This is a genomic window from Nocardia sputi, assembly GCF_023501985.1.
On record NZ_JAMFLC010000018.1, the window covers coordinates 17,787 to 41,720 of the forward strand.

General features: G+C 67.7%; 13 protein-coding genes. 6 read left to right on the top strand and 7 right to left on the bottom strand.

The genetic code is table 11. The features are described from left to right. Window positions 1-95: 95 nt before the first annotated feature. The 5 genes from M8859_RS22990 to M8859_RS23010 form a co-directional block, all read right to left on the bottom strand. Window positions 96-1,709: a molybdopterin-dependent oxidoreductase gene (locus M8859_RS22990; RefSeq protein ID WP_195069538.1), complete on the bottom strand. Its 1,614-nt coding sequence runs from the start codon at window positions 1,707-1,709 to the stop codon at window positions 96-98. 171 nt (window positions 1,710-1,880) lie between these two features. Beyond that, window positions 1,881-3,674, bottom strand: a complete 1,794-nt coding sequence (locus M8859_RS22995) for an AMP-dependent synthetase/ligase (RefSeq protein WP_159920440.1) — start codon at window positions 3,672-3,674, stop codon at window positions 1,881-1,883. A 118-nt stretch (window positions 3,675-3,792) separates the two neighbouring features. Continuing rightward, a complete protein-coding gene (locus M8859_RS23000; protein ID WP_159920442.1) occupies window positions 3,793-4,710 on the bottom strand; it encodes an alpha/beta hydrolase in 918 nt (305 codons plus the stop codon). Window positions 4,711-4,722: 12 nt separating this feature from the next. Beyond that, window positions 4,723-5,571: an SDR family NAD(P)-dependent oxidoreductase gene (locus tag M8859_RS23005; protein ID WP_195069537.1), complete on the bottom strand. Its 849-nt coding sequence runs from the start codon at window positions 5,569-5,571 to the stop codon at window positions 4,723-4,725. Then, a complete protein-coding gene (locus M8859_RS23010; protein WP_195069536.1) occupies window positions 5,568-7,097 on the bottom strand; it encodes a flavin-containing monooxygenase in 1,530 nt (509 codons plus the stop codon). The genes M8859_RS23005 and M8859_RS23010 overlap by 4 nt, the downstream gene beginning before the upstream one ends. Before the next feature lie 70 nt (window positions 7,098-7,167). Here M8859_RS23010 and M8859_RS23015 point away from each other — a divergent pair, with 70 nt between their 5' ends. From M8859_RS23015 to M8859_RS23035, 6 genes are all read left to right on the top strand, one after another. After that, entirely contained in the window at window positions 7,168-7,800 is a 633-nt protein-coding gene (locus M8859_RS23015; RefSeq protein ID WP_159920448.1) for a TetR/AcrR family transcriptional regulator, read from the top strand. 111 nt (window positions 7,801-7,911) lie between these two features. After that, entirely contained in the window at window positions 7,912-10,032 is a 2,121-nt protein-coding gene (locus tag M8859_RS23020) for a nuclease-related domain-containing protein (protein ID WP_249644844.1), read from the top strand. A 346-nt stretch (window positions 10,033-10,378) separates the two neighbouring features. Further along, on the top strand, window positions 10,379-10,513 hold the full coding sequence (locus M8859_RS36935; protein WP_255466127.1) for a hypothetical protein: 135 nt from the start codon (window positions 10,379-10,381) through the stop codon (window positions 10,511-10,513). 763 nt (window positions 10,514-11,276) lie between these two features. Continuing rightward, entirely contained in the window at window positions 11,277-13,961 is a 2,685-nt protein-coding gene (locus tag M8859_RS23025; protein ID WP_195069534.1) for an ABC transporter permease subunit, read from the top strand. Continuing rightward, entirely contained in the window at window positions 13,958-14,734 is a 777-nt protein-coding gene (locus M8859_RS23030) for an ABC transporter ATP-binding protein (RefSeq protein ID WP_249644805.1), read from the top strand. The genes M8859_RS23025 and M8859_RS23030 overlap by 4 nt, the downstream gene beginning before the upstream one ends. Window positions 14,735-14,766: 32 nt before the next feature. Continuing rightward, complete coding sequence (locus M8859_RS23035; protein ID WP_159920456.1) at window positions 14,767-16,038, top strand: ABC transporter substrate-binding protein; 1,272 nt, start codon at window positions 14,767-14,769, stop codon at window positions 16,036-16,038. Between the two features lie 115 nt (window positions 16,039-16,153). Here M8859_RS23035 and M8859_RS23040 read toward each other — a convergent pair whose 3' ends face one another. Next, complete coding sequence (locus M8859_RS23040) at window positions 16,154-19,885, bottom strand: multifunctional oxoglutarate decarboxylase/oxoglutarate dehydrogenase thiamine pyrophosphate-binding subunit/dihydrolipoyllysine-residue succinyltransferase subunit (protein ID WP_249644845.1); 3,732 nt, start codon at window positions 19,883-19,885, stop codon at window positions 16,154-16,156. Between the two features lie 175 nt (window positions 19,886-20,060). Then, window positions 20,061-23,933: an ABC transporter ATP-binding protein gene (locus M8859_RS23045; RefSeq protein WP_249644806.1), complete on the bottom strand. Its 3,873-nt coding sequence runs from the start codon at window positions 23,931-23,933 to the stop codon at window positions 20,061-20,063. Window position 23,934 lies beyond the last annotated feature (1 nt).

The window sequence follows — 23,934 nt, forward strand, 5'->3', positions numbered from 1 at the left end:
CCTCCTCGAACGGCCGACGACTACCGGACCCGCTCGATCCTATCGGGTCCATGAGCGTTCACTGCCTGTCACTACGGACCATCCCGCGATCCGAGTCAGCCCACGCTGACCGTGACCGAGGGGTGGCCGGTGGCGCCGTCAGGAATCACGTCGCGGCGTTCGGCGGTCTGGGTTTCGCCGGTCGCGTCGGTGGCGCGGGCGCGGATGGTGTGCGGGCCGGAGGTGGCGTCCCAGTCGAAGACCCACTGGCGCCAGGTATCGGTGGATTGTTCCGCGGAGAGACGAGCCTGCTGCCAGGGGCCGTTGTCGATCTGAACTTCGACCGCGCGGATGCCGCGATGCTGTGCCCACGCGACACCGGCGACCGGAACGCGGCCGGGCTGGAGGCGACCGCGGGCGCGGGGGGTGTCGATGCGGGTGCCGGTCTTGATCGGGCCGAGCGCCGACCAGCCGCGACGGGTCCAGTATGCGGTGGCGCGGTCGAAACGGGTGACTTCCAGTTCGGTCACCCATTTGGTGGCCGAGACGTACCCGTAGAGACCGGGCACGACCAACCGGGCCGGGTAGCCGTGCTGCACCGGCAGGGGTTCGCCGTTCATGCCGATCGCGAGCAGAGCATCGCGTCCGTCGGTGAGCGCCGCCAGCGGAGTGCCCGCGGTCCACCCGTCGGCGCTGCGCGAGAGCACCATGTCGGCGTCGGGGTGCGGCCGGGCCTCGGCGAGCAGTTGATCCACGCGGTAGCCGAGCCAGCGCGCGTTGCCGATCAGGTCGCCGCCGATCGGATTCGACACGCACGCCAGCGTGACCATGCGCTCCTCGATCGGGCGGCTCGCCAGATCCGCCCAGCTCAACCGGATTTCGCGGTCGACCATGCCGTGGATGCGCAGCTCCCAGTCGTCCTTGGACACCTGCGGAACGATCAGCGCGGTATCGATCCGGTAGAAGTCGTCGTTCGCGGTGAGATACGGCGTCAGTCCTGGGAGACGAAGATCCACGCCGGGCGCGAGAGGCTCGCTGGGGGCGGTCGGCTCCGGCAAGCGCACGGCGGCGCGCTCACCGGAAACGTCGCCGCGCCGCGCGCCGAGCATTCGTCCGCCGACCCCGGTGACCACAGCCAACCCGCCGGCCACCAGCAAACCCTGCAGGACCTGCCTTCGTTCCGGCGACCGACGCTGCGATGTGCCGATGACGGACGAGGCGTGGTCCCGGCCCGGTCCTGTCGGCGCGGCTTCGTCCACGGCGAGTTCGCCTCCGTCCGAGCGGGTCTCGGCAGATGACTCTTCGATCGCCACGTCGATGCGACGGGTCAGCGCCCGCAGCGCATAGATGCCCACGGCGACGCCGACGACAGTCGGCAGCGCGGCGGACAGACCGCCGCGCGCGACGGCCGCCCACACCGCGACCACCCCGAAGACGACGAACAACCACGACCCGGCGGCGCGGGTTGTCCGTTCGATCGCTCCTGCCACTGCGGCGACCAGCACCGCGATAGCACCCATGACCAGGTACAGCACGGCCTTGTCGTTCGTGCCGAACGTGGTGATGGCCCACTCGCGCAACCCGTCGGGCGTGTGGTCGACCACCGCCGAGCCGAGCGCGTTGAGCGGAGCGCGGTCGGGGCCGGAGAAAGCCGCGAACAATTCGGCCACGCCCAGCGCCAGTCCCGCCGAGACGACCCCCGCCACCACGCGCAATCGCAGATCGGCCATGGAATCGAGACTACTGCCGGTCGGCCCCCGCGGCCGATGCCCGAAGGACGATCACCACGTCGGTTACCGTCCCGTTCCGGCGCCCGATCTCTTCGGATGCGGCTGTGGCACCTCCGCACACGCGAAAGGCGCTGTCCGCGAACAGTTCGCCGACAGCGCCTTCGGCGTTGCTCAGTGGTAGATGCTCGCCACGTCGTCGGCGTGCTGCTTCATCACGACCGCGCGCTTGAGCGACATCTTCGGGGTGAGCTCGCCGGTCTCCTGGGTCCAGTCGATGGTCAGCAGACGCGTCTTCTTGATCTGCTCGGCGTGCGAGACCTTCTTGTTGGTCTCGGCCACCGCCGCGTTCACCTCGGCGAGCAGATCCGGGTTTTCGATCAGCTTCTCGATCGGGGTATCGGCGGGCAGGTTGTGGCGTTCCTTCCAGCCCGGCAGCGACTCCGGATCCAGCGTGATCAGCGCGCCGATGAACGGCTGGCCGTCGCCGACCACCATCACCTGGCTGATCAGCGGATGCGCGCGCAGCGAGTCCTCCAGCAGCGCGGGGGAGACGTTCTTGCCACCGGCGGTGACGATGATCTCCTTCTTGCGGCCGGTGATGGTGATGAAGCCGTCGCCATCGATCGCGCCGAGGTCACCGGTCTTGAACCAGCCGTTCTCGAACGCGTCCTCGGTGGCCTCCGCGTTGCCCCAGTAGCCGCTGAACACGACCGAACCGCGCAGCAGCAGCTCGCCGTCCTCGGCGATCTTGGCGGCGTGGCCCTCGATCGGCCGCCCGACCGAGCCGACCCGGATGTGTTCCGGGGTGTTGACCGCGATGGCCGCGGTGGTCTCGGTGAGACCGTAGCCCTCATAGATGGTCACGCCGACGCCGCGGAAGAAATGGCCGAGCCGCGCACCGAGCGGACCGCCGCCGGAGACGGCCGCCTCGCACTGGCCGCCGAGCGCCGCGCGCAGCTTGCTGTAGACCAGCTTGTCGAACAGGGCGTGCTTGAGCTTGAGGCCGACGCCGGGGCCGCCGTTGTCGAGCGACTCGCTCCACGCGATCGCGGTAGCGGCGGCTGCGTCGAAGATCTTGCCCTTGCCGCCGTCGTGCGCCTTCTGTTTGGCGCTGTTGAACACCTTCTCGAACACCCGGGGCACCGAGAGGATGAAGTGCGGGCGGTAGCTGCCGAACTGCTCGACCAGGGTGGACCAGTCGGCGGTATGCGCGACGATCACCTTCGCGTCGAACGCGGCCAGCGCGACGGCGCGGGCGAAGACATGCGCCAGCGGCAGGAACATGAGGGTCTTCTTGCCCTCGGTGACGTACTTGTGCAGCGCGATCCGGTCGGACTTGGACTCCGCGTACAGGTTCGCGTGGGTCAGCATGACGCCCTTCGGGCGGCCCGTGGTGCCCGAGGTGTAGATCAGGGTGGCCGGCGACTGCGCGCCGACCTGAGCGCGACGGTCGTGCACGGCCTGGTCGTCGGTGTCGGCGCCGCGGCCGATCAGTTCGTCCAGCGCGCCCTTGTCGATCTGCAGGATCTCCCGCAGGTCCGGCAGCGACCCGGATTCGATCTCGTCGATCACCTTGCGGTGCTTGTCGCTGTCGAGGATCAACAGCTTGGTGGCCGAGTCCTGCAGGATCCACTTGGCCTGCTCGGCGGCGGAACTGTCGTAGATCGCGACGGTGCAGCCGCCCGCGGCCCAGATGGCGAAATCGAGGACGGCCCACTCGTAGCGCGTGGGGGCCATGATGGCGACGCGATCACCGAGTTCCAGACCCGAAGCGATCAGGCCTTTCGCCACGCCGGTAACGGTTGCCGCGAACTCGGCGGCGGTGACATCCCGCCAGCCGCCACTGCCGTTCGGCACGTTGAACAGCACCGTGTTCGGCGACTGCTCGGCATGGCGGAAGACGTTGTCGGAATTGTTCGCGTCATCCGGAATGGTGTAAGAAGCCGGGACTTCGAACTCTCGCATCAGTGCCCTTCCACGTGGGTTTACTCGCCAGTAATCTACGACACCTGCGCCGGGGCCGTGAGGTCGACCACCGAAATCGCCTCCGTACATCACCGCAGGGTAGGGACCCGCACGGGTCTCATCCTAGTTCGCGCAGGTCCGCCGGTTGAATCGCTTCGCGAAGGAACCCGGCGAGTTCGCCCAGCGCGGCCGCGGCGGGCGCCGCCAGGGCGGCCTGCAGCTGTGCGACGTGCCACAATCCCTTGCTCTCGGTGAAGCGGACGTGCACACCCGCCGCGCGCAGTGCGGCGACCAGTGCGACGCACTGGTTGTGCAGCAGTTCGCTGACGTCCACCTGCACGTAGGTCGGGGGCAGGCCACGCAGCTCGCCGGTCAGCGGGGCGTAAGCCGGATCGGCCGAGTCGCCCTCGCCCAGGTAGGCGGCAGCACAAGCGCGTGACCACGGCTTGTTGATCACCAGGTCGCGTTCTCGCTCCGGGATCTCGTTGGGGTCGGCCCACGGTGCGATCAAGCCGAGAGCGGCCGGGGTCTGCCCGTGCCGGGCGATCAGGCGTTGCGCCAGCGCGAGCGACAGGCCGCCGCCCGCGGAATCGCCGGAGACGGCGATCCGGCCCGGCTGCAAGCCCGCGCTCGCCACCAGTTCCAGGAATGCCGCCTCGGCGTCGTCCAGGGCCGCGGGAAACGGGTGCTCCGGCGCGAGGCGGTAGTCCAGCACGTAGACCGCGTAGCCGGTGTCTCGCGCCAACCGGGCGGCCAGCGAGCGGTGCGTCGCCAGTGAGCCGACCGCGTAGCCGCCCCCGTGGAGATAGAGGACCGCGCCGTCGTCGGACGTGTCCGCGAAACCGATCCGCTCGGCGGGCCTACCGCCCAGCCGCAGCGGCCGCACGACGGCGCCCGCGGGCAGCAACTGCGCCCGCGAACTCACGTCGAGTAGCCTGCGCTGCATCGGAAACGGCAACCGCTTGTTCAGCGTGACCCGGAAGATCGGATTCAACACCGCCCGCGCGAGGGGCAGCGGAAGGTTCATGTCTCGCATCGCCGTTCCTCGTCAGGGCAGGAAGCGGCGTTCGACGTTGGCCGCGATCCGCTGGTAGCCCGACGCGGTCACCCGCACGAACAGATCCAGCAGCTTGGCCTCCCAGCCGATCAGCACGCGGCCGTGCCCCTTGCGCACGCCCTCGGTAATGGTCTGCGCCGCCATCTCGGCGGTGTGGATGGCCAGTTTCTTGTCGAACATCGAGGCGGCCGACTTGCTGTCGATGCCCTCGGCGTAGGTGGCGTTGCGCGCGACCGCGGTCTTGATGCCGCCGGGGTGCACACAGGTGACCCGCACCGGATGCCGCGCGACCAGCATCTCCTGGCGCAGCGACTCGGTGAAGCCGCGCACCGCGAACTTCGCCGCGTTGTAGGCGCTCTGGCCGGGGATCGCGATCAGGCCGAACAGGCTCGACACGTTGACGATGTGGCCGTCGCCGGACTCGATGACCATCGGCAGGAACGCCTTGGTGCCGTTGACGACACCCCAGAAATCGACGTCCATCACGCGCTCGAAGTCCTTGTACTCCGAACGGATGACCTCGCCGTGGTGGGCGATGCCCGCGTTGTTGTAGACCTGGTGCACCGTGCCGAAGTGCGCTTTCACCGCGTCGGCGTAGAGGATGACCGCTTCGCGTTCGACCACGTTCACGCGGTCGGACTTCACCTGCGCGCCGAGCTGCTCGCAGCGGCGCGTGGTCTCGGCCAGGCCCTCGACGTCGATATCCGACAACGCCAGTTTGGCGCCGCGCCGGGCCAGATTCACCGCCAGCGCGCGGCCGATCCCGGAGCCCGCTCCGGTGATCACACAGACCTTGTTCTTGAAGTAAGCGTCGTTCTTGAAGTAAGCGTCACTGCTCACGATGCCACTGCTTTCAAATCGGCTCGGGAAATGGAGATGTCATACGCCGCCACGTCGAAAGTCCTGGTGAGCCTGCGGAATTCGAAGGTCCAGTCCGGCCACAGCGTGGTGTTGTTGCCGTGCTTGTCCAGGTACCAGCTCGAGCACCCGCCGGTCAGCCAGACGCTTCCGGCCAGCTTCGCCTGCAGTTCGGAGTTGTAGGCATCCTGCACGTCGCGGCGCACTTCCACGGTACGCAGGTCCAGGCGGTCGATGGTGGCCAGTGCGTCGGCGATGTAGTTGATCTGCGATTCGATCATGTACACCATCGAGGTGTGCCCGAGGCCGACGTTCGGACCGAGCAGGAAGAACAGATTGGGGAAGTTGGCGATCGAGGCGCCCTTGTAGCCCTGCTGGCCGATCTCGTCGAACACCTCCGACAGCGTGCGGCCGTCGCGGCCTGCGATCGTGTCGTAGGTCGGCGAATCGGTGACGTGGAAGCCGGTCGCCACGATCAGCGCGTCGATCTCGCGCTCGGTGCCGTCCTCGGTGACGATCGAGTTCTTGCGCACTTCGGCGATGCGATCGGTGACCACGTCGACATTGGGTCGTGTCAGCGCGGGGTAGTAGTCGTTGGAGATCAGCATTCGCTTGCAGCCGATCCGGAAGTTCGGCGTGACCTTGGCGCGCAGTCGCGGATCGCGGATCTCGTAACGCAGCTTGGCCTTCGCGATCGCCTCGAACAACTGCATGAACGCGGGGAACTTGGCCAGGCCGACCACTTGGGTCTCCCGTGCGGCATAGATCGCCGCGCGAGATAGTCGCTGCAGACCCGGCACGTGCTTGAAGGCCAGTCGCTCGGCCTTCGTGTACGGGCGGTCCAAACGCGGCAGCAGCCACGGCGCGGTGCGCTGGTAGACGTCCAGATGGCCGACCTTCGGGGCGATGGCGGGCACGATCTGGATGGCCGACGCGCCGGTGCCGATGATGGCGACCCGCTTGCCGGTGAGGTCGGCGTCGTGGTTCCAGCGGGCGGAGTGGAAGATCTCGCCTTCGAACTCTCCGATGCCCTTGATGTCCGGCAGCGCGGGCTCGCACAGCGCGCCGACCGCCGAGACCACCGTGTTCGCGGTGAAACTGCCCTTGCTCGACTCGATCTCCCAGAGCGCGGTCTCGTTGTTCCAGCGGGCGCTGGTCACGTCACAGTCGAAGATGTGCTTGTCGCGCACGTCGTAGCGCTTCGACGCGTCCTGGATGTACTGCTGGATCTCACCTTGGCGGGAGAACGACCGCGACCAGTCCGGGTTCAGCGCGAACGAGTACGAGTACAGGTGCGAGGGAACGTCGCAGGCCGCGCCGGGGTAGGTGTTGTCGCGCCAGGTGCCGCCGACATCGCTGCCGCGTTCCAGCACGAGGAAATCGTTGCGACCCTGCTGGGTCAGCCGGATGGCCAGACCCAGACCCGCGAACCCACTGCCGATGATGATCGTCCTGGCGTGGCGCGTGGGTCGACTGGCGACAGCTTTGTCTGTGACCTTGCGACTCATATAAAGCAGCCTACGGCGCTATTGAGCACCAGTCAACAGTGTATTGACTTCCGTTCAGTAGGATGGGCCGGTGACCACAACCCAGCCAGACGCCCCCAAGCGCACGCGGCTCAGCCCCGAGGAGCGCCGGGAGCAGCTGATCACTCTGGGTGCCAAGATGCTCGGTGAGCGCGCCATCGAGGACATCTCGGTCAGTGAGATCGCGGCCCAGGCCGGCATCTCCCGCGGGCTGCTGTTCCACTACTTCCCGACCAAGCAGGATTTCCAGCTGGCGATCGTGCACCACGCCAACGCCGAGCTCCTCGAACGCGTCGCCCCCGACCCGAGCCTCGGTCTGTTCGAGATGCTGCGCGACTCCATCGAGCGCTACATCGAGTACGTCACCGAGAACCGCACCTCATATCTCGCGCTCCTGCGTGGCCCCACCAGCGTCAGCCCCGAGCTGGCTCCGTTGGTCGACCAGACGCGCGACGCCATCATCGGCATCATCCTCGCCGAAACGCCGGTGCCCGTCTCCGAGTCCGACCATCCCCGCCTCATGCTCGCCATGCGCGGCTGGATCGCGTTCGTCGAGGAGTCCACCCTCACGTGGTTGCGCACCGAGCCGATTCCGCGTGAACAGCTCATCGATCTCTTGGTCGAATCCTTGATCGCCATAGCGTTTTCGGTCGACCCCGCTTTGGCGGCGGCATTGCGCAGCTGACCGCGGGCCTTCGGCCCCGGCTTACGGCGAAGTGAGCCGTGGTGGGCCGAGGGTGAGCCCCGTCACCACCCTCTGTCGCCACGCTGTCCGTAGCATGCCCTTTTGTCGCCAATGCCCTGCTCTTACAGTGCCTTTCGATTTTGTACCGCGTGCACGGGCGCATACCTTTGGGTGGTCGATGGTGTGGGACGGCGATGGAGGCCGCCGATGTTGGTCATCAATGAGCGAACGACGGCGCCGCGCTCCGAGCAGCGTGTGCTCCACTGGATGCGGAACTGGACCGGACAGTACGTCATTGTGGGCCTGGCGATCTCCGGGTGCTACTTACCCGACCGCGACCGCAAGGGCGAGACGCAGGAAGCCGATCTGGTGGTGATCACACCGCGGGCCGCGGTGGTGATCGAGGTGCGCGACACCGTGCCGGAAGCCACCACCGGCGTCCTCTCGGTACAGGCCAACGGACGGTGGCGACTGTCCGGCTTCGCGGGCGACCCGATGCGGGTGCGCGACAACGACAGCAGCCCGTTCGATCAGGTGACCAGCAACGTCGTCAACCTGCAGGCGCTGGTCCGCAAACACCACGCCGAAGCTTCCGTCGACGGGTTGATCGTCGTGGTTCCGCCCGACGAATCGTCCCTCACGCTGAACATCGAATCGCGTCGCCGCGGTTGCGGAGTAGTGCTCGGAGCCGGCGCCGTCGACCTCCGTGCCTGGTTCCACCGCACCGCCGGACGCAAACTCGTCTGGACCGCCGAACGCACGCACACCCTGCTCGCCGATTTGAACCTGGGCGATCAGGTGACCGTCGATGATCTGGTGGCGGACGGTTTCCCGCCGGAACAGAAGTTGCGGGCCGGGACGCTGGCGGCGCTGGACAGCGTCACGCGCAGGACGCGTGCGGTCGACGGCAGCCATTCTGTCGGGATCTCGGAAAAGGCTGAGGGACCGGAAAGTTCGGACGCGCCGTCAACGGAAAGCGTTCTCGAGTCGTCGGACGTGGCACCCCTTGCTGCGCAACCGACAGCATCCGAGCACTCGGAGCGCGATGTCGAGCCGGACGAAGTCGATCGAATAGCATCGGGGCCAGAACGATCGACGCCGCCGTTGTCTGCGATGCCCGCGCGGCCGCGAACCGACGCTTCGGAGCCCGACGCCTCGGAACCTGATATCAAGGAACCCGAAGTCTTGGAGCCCCTGCCGCCGACGCAAGGCAGTGCGCAAAGCGGACAGCACGTGAACGGATCCTTGTCGACGGCTCAGCAGTCGGTCGAATACGTGGACGTGCCCGACGACACCGCCGAGGTGGCCACGGCACATCCCGCGCAGATTTCGCCCGATGCGCGGACACGACCGGCCGAACCGGACCCTTTCGCACCGGAATTCCTCGCGCCGGAACCCGCAACGTCGGAGCCCGCGTTGCCGAGTACGACCGTCCACCCCGATCTGGACGATCGCGAAGAAACGCACCACTCGTCGTCCTCTCCGGAGCATGCGCAGCCGCGCGGATCCGTGGAGGTGCCAGAAGATGACCACGCGCAATGGACAGCGAAGCCGCCTCGCTTCGAAGGCAGGCTCGCGGTGCGACCCGCGCGAGAGGAACCTGTCGAGCCCGAATCCTATGCACCGGAACGCTCCGCAACAGGATTCGTAGCGTCGATACGGCCCGTCGCGGCCGAGCCCCACGCACCGGAACCAACAGAATCCTCGCCCTCCGGCGAGGCACTCGATCCGGCTGCACAATCAGCGCCCGAACCGTCGTCGTTCACGGATAGCTGGTCGTCGTGGATCGAACCCGCTCCCGATCGACCACTTCCCCCGCGCCCCACACCGGCACCTCCGCCGAACCGCCCCCCATCGTGGTCCACGCCCAGTCCCCAACCTGAGCCATTGCGCCGCCCCTCGCCAACCACTGTCCTCGAGCGCCGCCCACGAATCGCGGACCTCCGACGCATAACCACCCTGCCCGCACGTACCCCCGGCCGCCCATCCGAGAAACCGCAGTCACGCGGCCACCGCTCTCAACAGATCGCCGCGGTGGCACTGATCGTGCTCGTCATCGGCACCATCTGGGTACTGGCCGCCTCCTGCTCGACCCCGACAGGCGGCGCTGTACGACCGTCACAAGCCCCCGTGCCCATCACAGAGGAAGTTCCTCCACCGCCGACCGCCACGGAAACCCCGGGCCGCATGAACCTGCTGCCTTTGTGTACCCCGCTCACGCCCAAGTGCTGACTTCTGTTGCCGGGCACGCGGGGCCCATGCTTCTCCATCACGATCTTGGCCTGCTCGCTCGCGCCATCGGCGTCACCGAGCGCGGTGGCGATCGGTGAATCCCGCAAAGACTCGAGGCAGTCCGCGGCCTCCGGACGTGGCGTCTTCACTGGATCCTTGACGTGATCCGATACGCGGCCCACGCGCGGCGGTACCAGGCGAAGCCGGAGGCTGATGAGGTGACCGCGCTGCTCCGCGCCTTCTCGGACTCGTCGGTTCCCGTGCCGCGCGCGACTGAGTTCCAGTATTGGTCGGTCAGTACCGGGACCTGCGGCGGCAAGCGCCGTTTTGTGTGAGTGTCGGTGCGATGGAGGTATTCGTCGTCTCCGACGACCTGTCGGGCTTTCTCAATGTCCGCCGCAGCCTGCTGATTCCCACCGCGGAGGCGCAGCGTGAATTCCTGCGGCGGCATACTCCGCCACGAAAAGCGCTGGCACCGTAGCGTAGCCGCCTGGGTTTCAGGACGGCACCGAACCTTTGGATGATGCGGGCGTCGGTTACGCTGCGCGAAGGCGCCCTCGTAGCGTCGCCGCGCTCGGAACTGTGCACAGAGGTCGGTTTCACATCGGAAAGCCGTGCGAGGAAACGGCCATAGACGACGCACTTCTCCGCCGTGACAGTTCGGCCCAGTCAGGCGTGAACGGTCGTGCTCCGGAAACGTGAAGCCGGGCCGAACCACTCCGCCGGAGGGAGTGATCTGGCCCGGCTTTCGGATCAGGGACTACCAGTTGGCTCGAACGCTTCGGCGATGATCTCCACCTGTTCCACCGTGGACCTTGCTGGCCCCCGGGGAGCGGGGCGACATGGGCGCGGCGGGAGATACGGCACGCAGTTGGCCGTTCGGCAGATAGCTGAACTCGGCGGCTGAACCATCGACCTCGCCTTCCGACTTACGTTTTGGTCCTGTCGAATTCTGTTGCGAGGCAGAAGCCAGGGGATTGCCTGGCGTGGCGCGGGACAACGATCAACACTGACTGGCACGCGTTGACCCCAGTGCGTGTCATCTGTTCATCGAACACCGGAGACGGCATGAACAAGTCGATCGTCCAGTTGCTCCTCGATAGGGCCATTTATACCAAAGAGCGCTGACACCCCTTTCGTGTGAGGTGGTCACGCGATAAGCAGCCGACCCGGTCGGGCCGGACTGCGCCGACGCCTCCGCACGGTCTCGCCGTGTCGATGATCAGCGAAAATTGGAGTACATCATGGCAGATCTCTTGCCGTTCGTGATCGCGGGAATCGTATCCGGCTCGGTCTATGGACTGGCCGCGGTGGGTTTGGTGCTCACTTACAAGACGTCGGGAGTCTTCAACTTCGCCCACGGTGCCATGGCTACGGTGTCGGCGTACGCGTTCTACACATTGCACGTTGTCAATGGCGTCGCCTGGCAGCTGGCCGCCGCGATCTGTGTTCTCGGCGTCGGTCCGGCCTTGGGGTTGGCGCTAGAGTTGCTGGCCCGTGTCGTCGACCGGGCGACAGTGGAATTGCGAATCGCCGCGACGGTCGGCATTCTGCTGGTTGTCGAGGCGGGGGTGACGCTGTTCTACGGGCGGACGACGACACGCATCGTTCCGATCTTTCTGCCGCAGGGCGGATTCGCCGCCTTCGGTGTGCGGGTGCAGTGGTCGGATGTCACCACGTTCGGGGTCGCGGTAGTCGCGACCGCCGCGTTGTCGGCCGCGCTGCGGTTCACGCGACGCGGCATCGCCATGCGTGCGGTCGTGGGGAATGCGGCCTTGCTGGACCTGGCCGGAACCAGCCCGGCCGGCACGCGACGATGGGCCTGGTGTGTCGGCACGGGGTTGGCGTCGCTTTCCGGCGTGCTGTTCGCGCCGTTGATTCCGCTCGATCCCATGCAGTTGACGTTGCTGGTCGTCCAGGCGTTCGGAGCGGCGGCCATCGGCCGATTCACCAGTTTGCCATGGACTTTCGGCGGAGGACTGCTCATCGGGGTGCTGGCCGCGCTGGCCACTCGCTACTTCACCACCGGGCTCGCTGCGGGAGTTCCCGCCGCATTGCCGTTCTTGGCGCTGTTCCTCGTATTGCTGGTGATGCCGCGTCGGTACCTGGTGGACCGGGACCGGGCAGTCCGGCGGATCCGATCCGGCTGGACTGCTCCGCCACTGTTGCAATCCGTTGGCGGGGCCATGGTGTTCGTGGTGCTCGCGCTGGTTCCCTCATTCGCGGGCATCCACCTGACGGATTGGACCGTGGCCCTGGCGATGACGCTCGTCCTTCTGTCGCTCGGCCTGCTGGTCCGGACGTCTGGCCAGGTCTCGCTGTGCCACGTGGCGTTCACCGCGATCGGCGCCTGCGCGTTCTCGCACTTCGCTGTCGATTGGGGGTTGCCCTGGCCGCTCGCGCTCATCGGTTGCGGACTCGTCGTCGTGCCGATCGGTGCGGTGTTGTCGATTCCAGCCATTCGCCTCAGTGGCCTGTATCTGGCGTTGGCGACCTTCGGATTCGGCGTCGTGCTGCAAGTGATGTTCTACTCCCAGCCCTATATGTTCGGCACCAGTGGTCTCGGCCTGAAGATGCCGCGCCCCAGCGTATTCGGGCTCGACTCCGACCCGGCGTTCTACCGGCTCGTGCTGGTGCTGGCCACGGTGGGCACCCTGCTGATAGTGGCGCTGGACAAGAGCAGGCTGGGACGATTGCTCCGGGGTCTGGCCGAATCGCCGACCGCCTTGCGGACCAACGGTGTCACGATCGAAGTCACGCGCGTTCTCGTCTTCTGCGTTTCGGCATTCCTAGCGGCGTTGGGAGGCGCACTCGCCGGAATGGCCCGCACCACCGCCTCGGCGATCGATTACCCGCCGCTGCTGTCGGTCACCTATTTCGCGGTCATCGTCATCGTGGTGGGCCGGGAGCCGTGGTATTCGCTGCTGGCCGCGGCGGCGCTGGTCCTGGTGCCGTCCTATGTCGCGGTCGCCGGGATGTCGCAGTGGCTCCAGGTCGTGTTCGGCATCCTGGTGGTGCTTCGTGCCGCCACCGCGAGCCGCCTGGAGGTACCCGGACCGATCCGGTCCTGGCTGGACAGCGCGTTTCGCCGCGATCGGTCATCGGCGGTCGTCGCGGCGGAAACATCCACCGCGCAGCCCGCAGCGGAGCTGGCGGTTCGCGATCTTTCGGTCCGCTTCGGTGGTGTGGTAGCCGTCGACGGCTTCTCGTTCGCGGCACGCACCGGGCGGATCATCGGGCTCATCGGCCCTAACGGGGCGGGCAAGACCACCACGTTCGATGCCTGCACCGGACTCGTCCAGGCCAGCGGCGAGGTGCGACTGCAGAACCGGGTGATCAGCCGAGCGTCGACCGCACACCGGGCGCGGCTCGGCATCGGGCGAACCTTTCAGCGGACAGAGCTGTTCGATTCCCTTACCGTCGCCGAGAACGTCGCGATAGGAGCCGAAGGCCCACTTGCCGGGGCGAACCCGCTGGCCCAATTGGTCGCGGCCCCTGGGCACTACCACAAGACGCGCACCGCCGCGGCCTCCGCCATGGCGTTGTGCGGTATCGAATGCCTCGCGCATTCTCGTGTCGGCGCACTGTCCACCGGGCAGCGAAGACTGGTGGAACTCGCCCGATGTCTTGCCGGGCCGTATCGGATCCTGTTGCTCGACGAGCCGAGTGCGGGCCTCGATCGTTCGGAGACCGCGCTCTTCGGGCAGATCCTGCGGCATGTCGTCGCCGCACGCGGCGTCGGAATCGTCCTGGTCGAGCATGACATGTCGCTGGTGCTCGAGATCTGCGACGAGATCTTCGTACTCGACTTCGGTCACCTGATATTCCGGGGCTCGCCCGCGCAGGTCCGGGCTTCGGAGGTGGTGCAGCACGCCTACCTCGGCGAGCCGGTCACCGTCGAGCGCAGGCTGGAGGAACCCGTAGCATGAGCGGCACCGATTTCGCACTCGAATTGCGTTCGATCACAGCCGGATACGGCTCCACGATCGTCCTCAATGACGTCGACCTGGCCGTTGCGCCTCGGTCGGTCGCGGCGTTGCTCGGGCCGAACGGCGCCGGAAAGTCGACGCTGCTGCGGGTGGCCTCGGGGCTACTCCGAGCTCGATCGGGGACTGTGGCGATCGGCGGGACCGACCTGACCCGCGCTCGCCCTGCGCGCCGTGCCCGCGCGGGCCTGTGCTTGATCCCCGAGGACCGAGGGATATTCGCGGACTTGACGGTCCGGGAGAACCTTCGCCTGCTGACACCTCCGTGGCGCCGAGGTGGCGCCGACGAGGCTCTCGATGTCTTCCCGGCGCTGCGGAGGACGCTTGATCAGCGGGGAGGCTCGTTGTCGGGCGGGCAGCAGCAGATGCTGGCACTGGCTCGCGCCTGGCTGGCCGATCCGGCGGTCGTCCTGCTCGACGAGGTGTCCATGGGCCTGGCTCCGCTGGTCGTGGACGAGATCTTCACGGCGCTGCGCGAACTGCGTACCACCGGCGCGGCGATCGTGTTGGTCGAGCAGTACGTCGACCACGCCCTGACGATGGCCGACCACGTGGTTCTGCTCAGCCGCGGCACGGTCGCGTTCGCCGGACCCACCGCGGACATCGACCGAGATGCCGTGCTGCAGAGCTATCTCGGCATGGACGGCGAACGCACAGACTTGCCGGCATCGCCGGCGGGACACCCACCCGGAACTGTTGCCGGGCCATGGGCGTAGCGAACATCCGGTATCCACAGAGGAGTGGAGCAATGAAGAAGAGAAGGTTTCTGTGGTGCGTGGCGCCGGTGCTGGCGGCAGCGCTCGCGCTCACGTCGTGTTCCGCCGACTCGACGAACGACGGGTCCACATCCATCGGCCCGGTGAAGGTGTCCGACGGCGGGCTCACGGGCGACCCGATTCTGATCGGGTCGATTTGCAGCTGCACCGGCCCGGCCGCCGGATCAGTGGGACGCGCCGGCGACGTGCTGCAGTCGTGGGCGTCGTGGGTCAACGATCGTGGTGGAATCAATGGGCACCCGGTCAAAGTCATCTCCTACGACGACGAGCAGAATCCGGCCACGGCGCTGGCCGTCGCGAAGAAACTGGTCGAACAGGACAAGGTTGTCGCCATCGTCGGCCAAACCAGCCTGGTCAGTTCGAGCTGGCAAAGCTACGTCGCCGGCAAGGGCATTCCGGTGATCGGCGGTCAGCCGGTCGATGCCCCGTTCATCACCGATCCGAACTTCTTCGCCTCCGGCACCACGCTGCCGGTGCTGATGCTGGGCGAGGTGGCCCAGGCAAAGAAGGCGGGCGCGAAGACCCTCGGCGTCTTCTATTGCGCCGAGATCCCGGTCTGCGAGCAACTGCCGCAGATGCTCGAGCCGATGGCCGAACAGGCTGGTCTGGGATTCGCAGCGGAGAAAGTCGCGATCGCCGCGCCGAACTACATCGCTCCCTGCCTGACATTCAAAGACAAGGGTGTCGACGCCTTGTTCTCCGCTGTCTCGGTCGAGGCGATCTCGCGTATCGCGGCATCGTGTGCGCAGCAAGGTTATAAACCGGTGCAGGCTCCTCTCGGCACGGCCCTCCAGAAAGGGTGGGCGAAGGACCCGAATTTCGAGGGCAGCATCTTCGCGAGCTCCAACGCGCTGTACACCGACGAATCCATCGCGGCTGTCAAGGACTTCAATGACGCCCTCGACAAATACATTCCGGGGCTTCGGGATAGCGCGGACTTCAGCTCACCGCTGCTGTGGCCGTGGGCAGGCGGGCAGTTGTTCCTGGCTGCGGCAAAAACCGCCAACCTCTCCCCGTCTTCGACGAGCGCGGATGTGATCAAGGGGCTGCGCGCACTGCGCGACGAGACTCTCGACGGTCTCGCTCCGCCACTGACCTTCCCGGAAGGCAGACCGGCGTTCCCGTTGTGCTATTTCACCGGAAACACCAAAGGCGGTGCATTCCATTCCGACAACGGTGGTAAGCCGACGTGCATCGACGAGGCTACTGCCGCTGCGCTGATGAAAGCGCTCGCGCCGTCCTGATCGTCGGAACTGGCCAGGCCCCGGCTTTCAGGCCGGGGCGTGGACTCCTTGGAAACGCGAAATCGGGCCGAATCGCTCTGTGGAGAGTGATTCGGCCCGATTTCAGGGTCAAGGACTACGCCGTCGGTTCGAACGCTTCGGCGATGATCTCCGCCTGCTCCACCGCGTGGACCTTGCTGGACCCCGAGGACGGGGCCGACATGGCGCGGCGGGAGATGCGGCGGAGTTTGCCGAGGCGGTCGGGGAGGACTTCCGGGAGGTTGAGGCCGAAGAACGGCCAGGCGCCCTGGTTGGCCGGTTCCTCCTGGACCCAGGCGATGTCGGTGGCGTTGGGGTAGCCGCCGAGTGCCTCGTTCAGGCGGTAGGTGGGCAAGGGATAGAGCTGTTCGACGCGCACGATGGCCACGTCTTCGCGCTTCTGCTTGGCCTTTTCGGCGGCGAGCTCATAGTAGAGCTTGCCGCTGGTCATCAGGATGCGCTTGACCTTGGCCCGGTCGCCGATGCCCTGCTCGTAGGCCGGCTCGTCGAAGACGGAGCGGAACTTGCTCTCGGTGAAGTCCTTCAGATCCGAGACCACGGCCTTGTTGCGCAGCATCGACTTCGGGGTGAAGACGATCAGCGGGCGGCGGATGCCGTCCAATGCGTGGCGGCGCAGCAGGTGGAAGTAGTTCGCCGGGGTGGACGGCACCGCGACGGTCATCGAGCCTTCCGCGCACAACTGCAGGAAGCGCTCGATGCGGCCGGAGGTGTGGTCCGGACCCTGCCCCTCGTGGCCGTGCGGCAGCAGCAGCACGACGTCGGAGAGCTGGCCCCACTTGGCCTCACCGGAGGAGATGAACTCGTCGATGATCGACTGCGCGCCGTTGACGAAGTCACCGAACTGCGCTTCCCACAACACCAGGGCGTTGGGGTTGCCCAGCGAGTAGCCGTATTCGAAGCCGACGGCGGCGAATTCGCTCAGCGCCGAGTCGTGCACGGCGAACCAGCCCGGGTTCTCGCTGCCGATGTTGTGCAGCGGGGTGTACTCCTCGGCGGTCTTGCGGTCGATGATCACCGCGTGCCGCTGGGTGAACGTGCCGCGGCGAGAGTCCTGACCGGTCAGGCGCACCGCGCGACCCTCGTCGATCAGGGTGCCGAACGCGAGCAGCTCGGCGAAGGCCCAGTCGACCTTGCCCTCGTAGGCCATCTCGCGGCGCTTCTCCAGCACCGGCTTGACGCGCGGGTGCACGTTGAAGCCCTCGGGCACGTGCAGGAACGCGTCGCCGATGCGCTGCAGGATGTGCTTGTCGACGGCGGTCACCACGGACGCGGGCACCGGCTGGTCGCCTTCGACCGATTCGCTCGGTCCCGGTGAGTATTTCTCCAGCTCACGAACCTCGTTGAACACCCGCTCCAGCTGGCCCTGGTAGTCGCGCAGCGCGTCCTCGGCCTCTTTCAGCGAGATGTCGCCACGGCCGATCAGGCTCTCGGTGTAGGCCTTGCGGACCGAGCGCTTGGTGTCGATGACGTCGTACATGTACGGCTGGGTCATCGAGGGGTCGTCGCCCTCGTTGTGTCCGCGGCGGCGATAGCAGATCATGTCGATGACGACGTCCTTGCGGAACTTCTGCCGGAAGTCGACCGCCAGGCGCGCCACCCAGTCGCACGCCTCGGGGTCGTCGCCGTTGACATGGAAGATCGGCGCGCCGATGAACTTCGCGATGTCGGTGGAGTACTCGGTGGAGCGGCTGTTCTCCGGCGCGGTGGTGAAGCCGATCTGGTTGTTCACCACGATGTGGATCGTGCCGCCGACCCGGTAGCCGCGCAGGCCACCGAGGTTCAGGGTCTCGGCGACGACGCCCTGACCGGCGAACGCGGCGTCACCGTGCAGCATCAGCGGCACGACCGAGTAGCCCTCCGGCCCGTCGCCCTTGTCCAGCAGATCCTGCTTGGCGCGGACCAGGCCCTCCAGGACCGGGTCGACCGCCTCCAGGTGCGAGGGGTTGGCGGTGAGCGAGACCTCGATCTCGTTGTCACCGAACATCTGCAGGTAGGTGCCCTGCGCGCCGAGGTGGTACTTCACGTCGCCGGAGCCGTGGGTGGCGGCCGGGTTCATGTTGCCCTCGAACTCGGTGAAGATCTTCGAGTACGGCTTGCCGACGATGTTGGCCAGCACGTTGAGCCGGCCGCGGTGCGGCATGCCGATGATGACCTCGTCGAGGCTGTGCTCGGCGCACTGGTCGATCACCGCGTCCATCATCGGGATGACGGCCTCGGCGCCCTCGAGCGAGAAACGCTTCTGCCCGACGTACTTGGTCTGCAGGAAGGTCTCGAAGGCCTCCGCGGCGTTCAGCCGGTTCAGGATGTACTTCTGCTGCGCGACGGTGGGCTTGGCGTGCTTCTGCTCGACCCGCTCCTGGATCCACTGCAGCTGCTCGGGATCGAGGATGTGGGTGTACTCGACGCCGACGTGGCGGCAGTACGCGTCGCGCAGAATCGACAGCACGTCGCGCAGCTTCATCTGCTCCTGGCCGTGGAAGCCCGCCACGTTGAACGTGCGGTCGAGGTCCCACAGGGTCAGGCCGTGCTGGGTGACGTCCAGGTCCGGGTGGCTGCGGAACTTGTCCTTGACCAGCCGCAGCGGATCGGTGTCGGCCATCAGGTGGCCGCGGTTGCGGTAGGCCGCGATCATCTCCAGCACGCGCGCGCTCTTGTCGACGCCGCGTTCGCGGATGTCCTTGCGCCAGCGGACCGGCTCGTAGGGCACGCCGAGACCGTGGAAGATCTCATCGAAGAAATCGTCGGAGATCAGCAGCTGGTGGATGGTGCGCAAGAAGTCGCCGGACTCCGCGCCCTGAATGATGCGGTGGTCGTAGGTGGAGGTGAGCGTCATCAGCTTGCCGACGCCCAGTTCGGCGATGCGCTCGTCGCTCATGCCCTGGAACTCGGCGGGGTACTCCATCGCGCCCGCGCCGATGATCGCGCCCTGACCGTTCATCAGGCGGGGCACCGAGTGCACGGTGCCGATGGTGCCCGGGTTGGTCAGCGAGATGGTGACACCGGAGAAGTCCTCGGCGGTGAGCTTGCCGTCGCGGGCGCGGCGGACGATGTCCTCGTAGGCGGTGTGGAACTGGCCGAAGGTCATCGCTTCGCAGCCCTTGATGGCCGCGACGACCAGCGACCGGTTGCCGTCCTTGCCGGGCAGGTCGATGGCGAGGCCGAGGTTGGTGTGCGCGGGGGTGACCGCGTGCGGCTTGCCGTCGACCTCGGCGTAGTGCCGGTTCATGTTCGGGAAGGCCTTGACCGCCTGCACGATGGCGTAGCCGAGCAGGTGGGTGAAGGAGATCTTGCCGCCCCTGGTGCGGGCGAGGTGGTTGTTGATGACCAAGCGGTTGTCGATCATCAGCTTGGCCGGGATGGCGCGCACGCTGGTCGCGGTGGGAATGCTCAGCGAGGCGGCCATGTTCTTGGCCACCGCGGCGGCGGCGCCACGCAGCACCTTGGATTCGTCGGCAGCGGTGTCGGCCTGCTTCGGGCCGGAGGTCGGCGCGGCGTTCGACGTCGGCGCCGGGGTGGTCTGCGGGGTGCGCGCGGTCACCGCGGCCGGTTTGGCGGGGGCGGGCTTGGCAGCAGCCGGGGCGGGCGCTTTCGGGGCCGCGGGTGGGGCGGGCTTGGCGTCGGCGGGCTTGGCGTCGTTGCGCGTGGCGGCGGGCTTGGTGGCCGTTGGAGCCGGTGCGGGAGCGGCAGCCTGCGCGGGCGCGGGCTGGCTGTTGCCGGAGTCGCCACTCGCGTCAGGCGTGTAGTCGGCCAGGAACTCGTGCCAGCTTTCGTCGACCGAGGATGGGTCTTGCTTGAACTTCTGATACATCTCGTCGACTAGCCACTGGTTCTGTCCGAACTGGGAAGTTGAGCTGCTCACAGCAGGTGTTCGCCTCTTTTCGTTCTTCGCGCTGCGACGTTTGTGACGTGCCCGGCACGGGGATCAGCGGATTGCGCGCCGATGCGCCCTATCTGAGGATAGGCCCAGCAGCAAATCGGCGGATTCACTGACCACCCGACACCCCCGACCCTATTGGTGATGACCCGGCGTCACCCGAGAATATTCCCTCCGACGACTGCGCCGCTGCCCAGAGCCGGGCATACGGTCCACCCGCCTCGAGCAACTCCGCGTGGCAGCCGAATTCCACGATCCGCCCGTGGTCGACCACGGCGATCCGGTCGGCCCGCGCGGCCGTGCCGAGCCGGTGCGCGACGATCACCGTGGTCCGGTCCCGGCTCAGCGATCGGCTCGCTGCCAGCACCGATGCCTCGGTGTCCGGGTCGAGCGTCGCGGTGGCCTCGTCGAGCAGCAGCAAGTCCGGAGCGACCAGTTCCGCGCGGGCCAGCGCGATCAGCTGCCGCTGCCCCGCCGACAGGCCGCGGCCTCGCTCGCCGACCGGCTGGTTCAGCCCGAGCGGGAGGGCGGCGATCATCTCCGTCGCACCCACCGCGGCGGCCGCGGCGGTGATCTCCTCGGGGGTCGCGGATGGTTTCCCGAATGCAATGTTGCTCGCCACGTCCCCGGTGAACAGGTGAGCTTCTTGCGGGACGATGCCCAGCCGGGAGCGGTAGTCGGCGAGGCGGTAGTCGCGGACGTCGGCGCCGTCCACGCGGATCGCGCCGTGGTCACTCGCGATCACCGAGGCTCTGTTTTTCGCCATCGCGGGACCCAGCGGGTCCGGTACGGCGAGATTGCCCGGCTTCCCGGGATGCCCGCCGGGCTCCCGTGGCAGGTCGTAGAGCCGCGCCAGCAACTTGACGACGGTCGATTTGCCCGCGCCGGTCGGCCCGACCAGAGCCAGGGTGGAACCGGCCGGGATGCGCAGCGAGACTCCGTCCAGCGCCGGGACACGACTGCCCGCGTAGTGGAAACGGACATCGTCGAAGCCCACGTCACCGCGCAGTCCCGCGGCGATCGGCACCGGGTGGGCCGGATCGGCGGCGATCGAGGACGGCGTGCGCAGCAGGTCCCCGATCCGGCGCAGGCCGACCCTGGCCTGCTGGTAACTGTCGAAGACCTGGGACAGCTGCAGGATCGGCACGAACAGCAGCTGTAGATACAGCACGAACGCGACGAGGGTGCCCGCGCTGGTCGCGCCGGTGGCGACCTCGCGCGCGCCGAAGAACACCACCACCGCCAATGCCACGTCCGCCCATCCGACGACGAACGCGAAGTACGACGCGATCGCCCGTTGGGCACGCAGCCGGCTGTTGCGATACCGCTGTGAATACTCGGCGAAGCGACGGGCGGCGCGCGGCTCGTGCCGATTGGCCTGCACCGCGCGCAAACCCGTCACGTTCTCCTGGAAGTCGGCGTTGACCGCCGACACATGCTCCCGCGAGACGGTGTACGCGGTGGATGACACCCGCCGGAACAGCACGGTCGCGACCACGAGGGCGGGCACCGTCGCCAGCACGGCGATGGCCAGCGAGACATCGATCACCAGCAACGCGACCGTGATGCCGACCAGCGTCAGCAGGCCCACCAGGCTGGTGGCGACGCCGGTCTGCAGGAAGGTCGACAGCGCGTCGACGTCGGTGGTCATCCGGGTCATGATCCGTCCGGACAGCTCGCGTTCGTAGTAGTCCAGACCGAGCCGTTGCAGGTGTGCGAAGCTGCGGACCCGCAGGGCGAACAGCACCCGCTCCCCGGTGCGCGCGGTGAGCAAGGTGGTGGCCGCTGCGACCGCCCAGCCCGCGGTGACCAGTACCGCGCCGAGCAGCGTCGCGCGGACCAGCGCGGCGGCGTCGTCGTCCAGCACGCCGCCGTCGATCGCGTAACGCACCAGCGGCGGGAAGGCGATCGCGATCGCCGCGTCCGCGGCCAGCAGCGCCATCACCGTGAGCACCAGCCTGCGGACGGGACGCAGCAGGCGGGTCAGCCGGAAACGCGGATCCGGCTCGCGCAAGCGCCGCGCGTCCTGGGCCGGTTGCTCGGTGGCGGGTGGCAGCGCCTCGATGATCCGGCGCAGTTCGGCCGTCTCGCTGATGTCGGCCGCCGCGGCGCCGAAGCGACGACCGGCGGGACCATCGCCGGCCCGGCCGTTCGAGACTGCGATCGCCTCCGGCTCGGGAGTGGGGTGCGCGGCGGGAGCGGATAACCGGATAACCCGGTCGGCGTGGGCGAGCGTCGACTCCCGATGCGCGAGGATCACCGTGGTCCGTCGGCCGTCGCCGGGCAGCGCTTCCAAGATCGCGGCCTCGGTGACCGCGTCCACCGCCGAGGTGGCGTCGTCGAGCACCAGGATGCGCGGACGCGCCAGCAATGTCCTGGCCAGCGCGATGCGCTGGCGTTGGCCGCCGGAGAGCGTGAGACCGCGTTCGCCCACCACCGTGTCGTAGCCGTCCGGCAATTCGGCGATGAATTCGTCGGCCGCCGCCTGGACGGCCGCCTGCCTGATCTCCTCGTCGGTCGCGTCCGGTCGCCCGAGCGCGATATTGGCCGCGATCGTGTCGGAGAACAGGAAAGGATCGTCGAAGACGACGCCGATGGCGGCGCGCAGGTCGGCGGCGCGCATGTCGGCGATGTCGACGCCGACGGTCTCGGCGGTGCGGGTTGTGGCGCGCGAACTCTCGTGGGCGCCGGTGAACGCGTCGGCGGTGTCGGCTCGCGAGGCCGCGTACGCGGGGACGTCGTCGGTGAACAGGCGGATGCTGCCCGAGTCGGGCGCGTAGAACCGGGGGAGCAGCAGGGCGAGCGTGGACTTGCCCGAGCCCGCCGGGCCGATGACCGCCACCGTCTCGCCGGGCCGCACCCGCAGGTCCAGTTCGCGCAGAACGGGCCGGTCGGGATCGAAACCGAAGCTCACCGCGTCGATCTCGATGCCGAGCGGTCCGTCCGGCAGCTCGACCGGGCGATCGGGGTCGGCGATGACCGGCGCGGTGTCGATCACTTGGAACACCCGCTCGGCCGCTGCCCTGGTGAGCTGAGCCATGACGATCACCGAGGAGAGGATGCGCGCGGTGCCGGTCATCACGGCGACGTAGGCGGCGAACGCGACGAAGGTGCCGATGCCGATGCTGCCGTGCAGCGCGAGCAACCCGCCGATCGCGATGACCGCGACCATCCCGATCTGGGGAATCGTCGCGACGGTCGGTGCGAATCGGGTGTCGATCCGCGCGGCGCGCATTCGCTCCGCGAACAGCTCGCGGCCGTGCCGCTCCAGCTGGTCGACCATCCGCGCTTCCTGGCCGAAGCCTTTGACCACCCGCACCCCGGTGACCGTCTCCTCGACGTGCTGGGCGAGATCGGCGGCGCGTTGCTGCGCGGACCAGGTGGCCGCGTGCAGGCGCGGTCGCATGCGATAGACCACCAGGCCGATGGCGGGCACCACCAGCAGCGCGACCGCGGCGAGCGGAGGGGACAGCCAGATCATCACCGCGGCGGCGAGACCGAATTCCAGCAACGCCATACCCGACAGCGGCACCATCGCCATCAGGCCTTGGACCAATTGGAGATCGGTGATGGATCGCGACACCACCTGGCCGGTGCGCAGGGTGTCCTGCTTGACGCCGTCCAGCCGCTGCAGGGAGCCCAGCAGGTTCACCCGCAGCGCGTGCTGTACGTCCAGGGAGAGCCGCCCGGCCAGCCAGCGCCGCCCGAATCCGGCCGCGGACCGGCTCACGGCCAGTATCAGGAGCAGGCCCGCGACGGCGCTGATGGCCCCCGTGTCACCGATCCCCGCCGCGTCGATGGCGCGTTTGGTCAGCAACGGTCCCGCGGTCTCGATGACCGCTCCGCCGAGCACCGCCGCCCCGAGGCCGGCCAGCACCGCGCGGTGCGGCAGGCATTCGGCCCACAGCCTGCGGATCCATCCCGGTCTGCGTCCCCCGTCCACGTCGCCTGTTCGCCCCCTCTGTCGTACCGCGTTCGTCATC

Coding starts and splice junctions, on each gene's coding strand:
- M8859_RS22990 (WP_195069538.1), bottom strand. CDS start 1,709: ATGGCCGATCTGCGATTGCGCGTGGTGGCGGGGGTCGTCTCGGCGGGA.
- M8859_RS22995 (WP_159920440.1), bottom strand. CDS start 3,674: ATGCGAGAGTTCGAAGTCCCGGCTTCTTACACCATTCCGGATGACGCG.
- M8859_RS23000 (WP_159920442.1), bottom strand. CDS start 4,710: ATGCGAGACATGAACCTTCCGCTGCCCCTCGCGCGGGCGGTGTTGAAT.
- M8859_RS23010 (WP_195069536.1), bottom strand. CDS start 7,097: ATGAGTCGCAAGGTCACAGACAAAGCTGTCGCCAGTCGACCCACGCGC.
- M8859_RS23020 (WP_249644844.1), top strand. CDS start 7,912: ATGCCCTGCTCTTACAGTGCCTTTCGATTTTGTACCGCGTGCACGGGC.
- M8859_RS36935 (WP_255466127.1), top strand. CDS start 10,379: ATGGAGGTATTCGTCGTCTCCGACGACCTGTCGGGCTTTCTCAATGTC.
- M8859_RS23025 (WP_195069534.1), top strand. CDS start 11,277: ATGGCAGATCTCTTGCCGTTCGTGATCGCGGGAATCGTATCCGGCTCG.
- M8859_RS23030 (WP_249644805.1), top strand. CDS start 13,958: ATGAGCGGCACCGATTTCGCACTCGAATTGCGTTCGATCACAGCCGGA.
- M8859_RS23035 (WP_159920456.1), top strand. CDS start 14,767: ATGAAGAAGAGAAGGTTTCTGTGGTGCGTGGCGCCGGTGCTGGCGGCA.
- M8859_RS23040 (WP_249644845.1), bottom strand. CDS start 19,885: ATGTATCAGAAGTTCAAGCAAGACCCATCCTCGGTCGACGAAAGCTGG.
- M8859_RS23045 (WP_249644806.1), bottom strand. CDS start 23,933: ATGACGAACGCGGTACGACAGAGGGGGCGAACAGGCGACGTGGACGGG.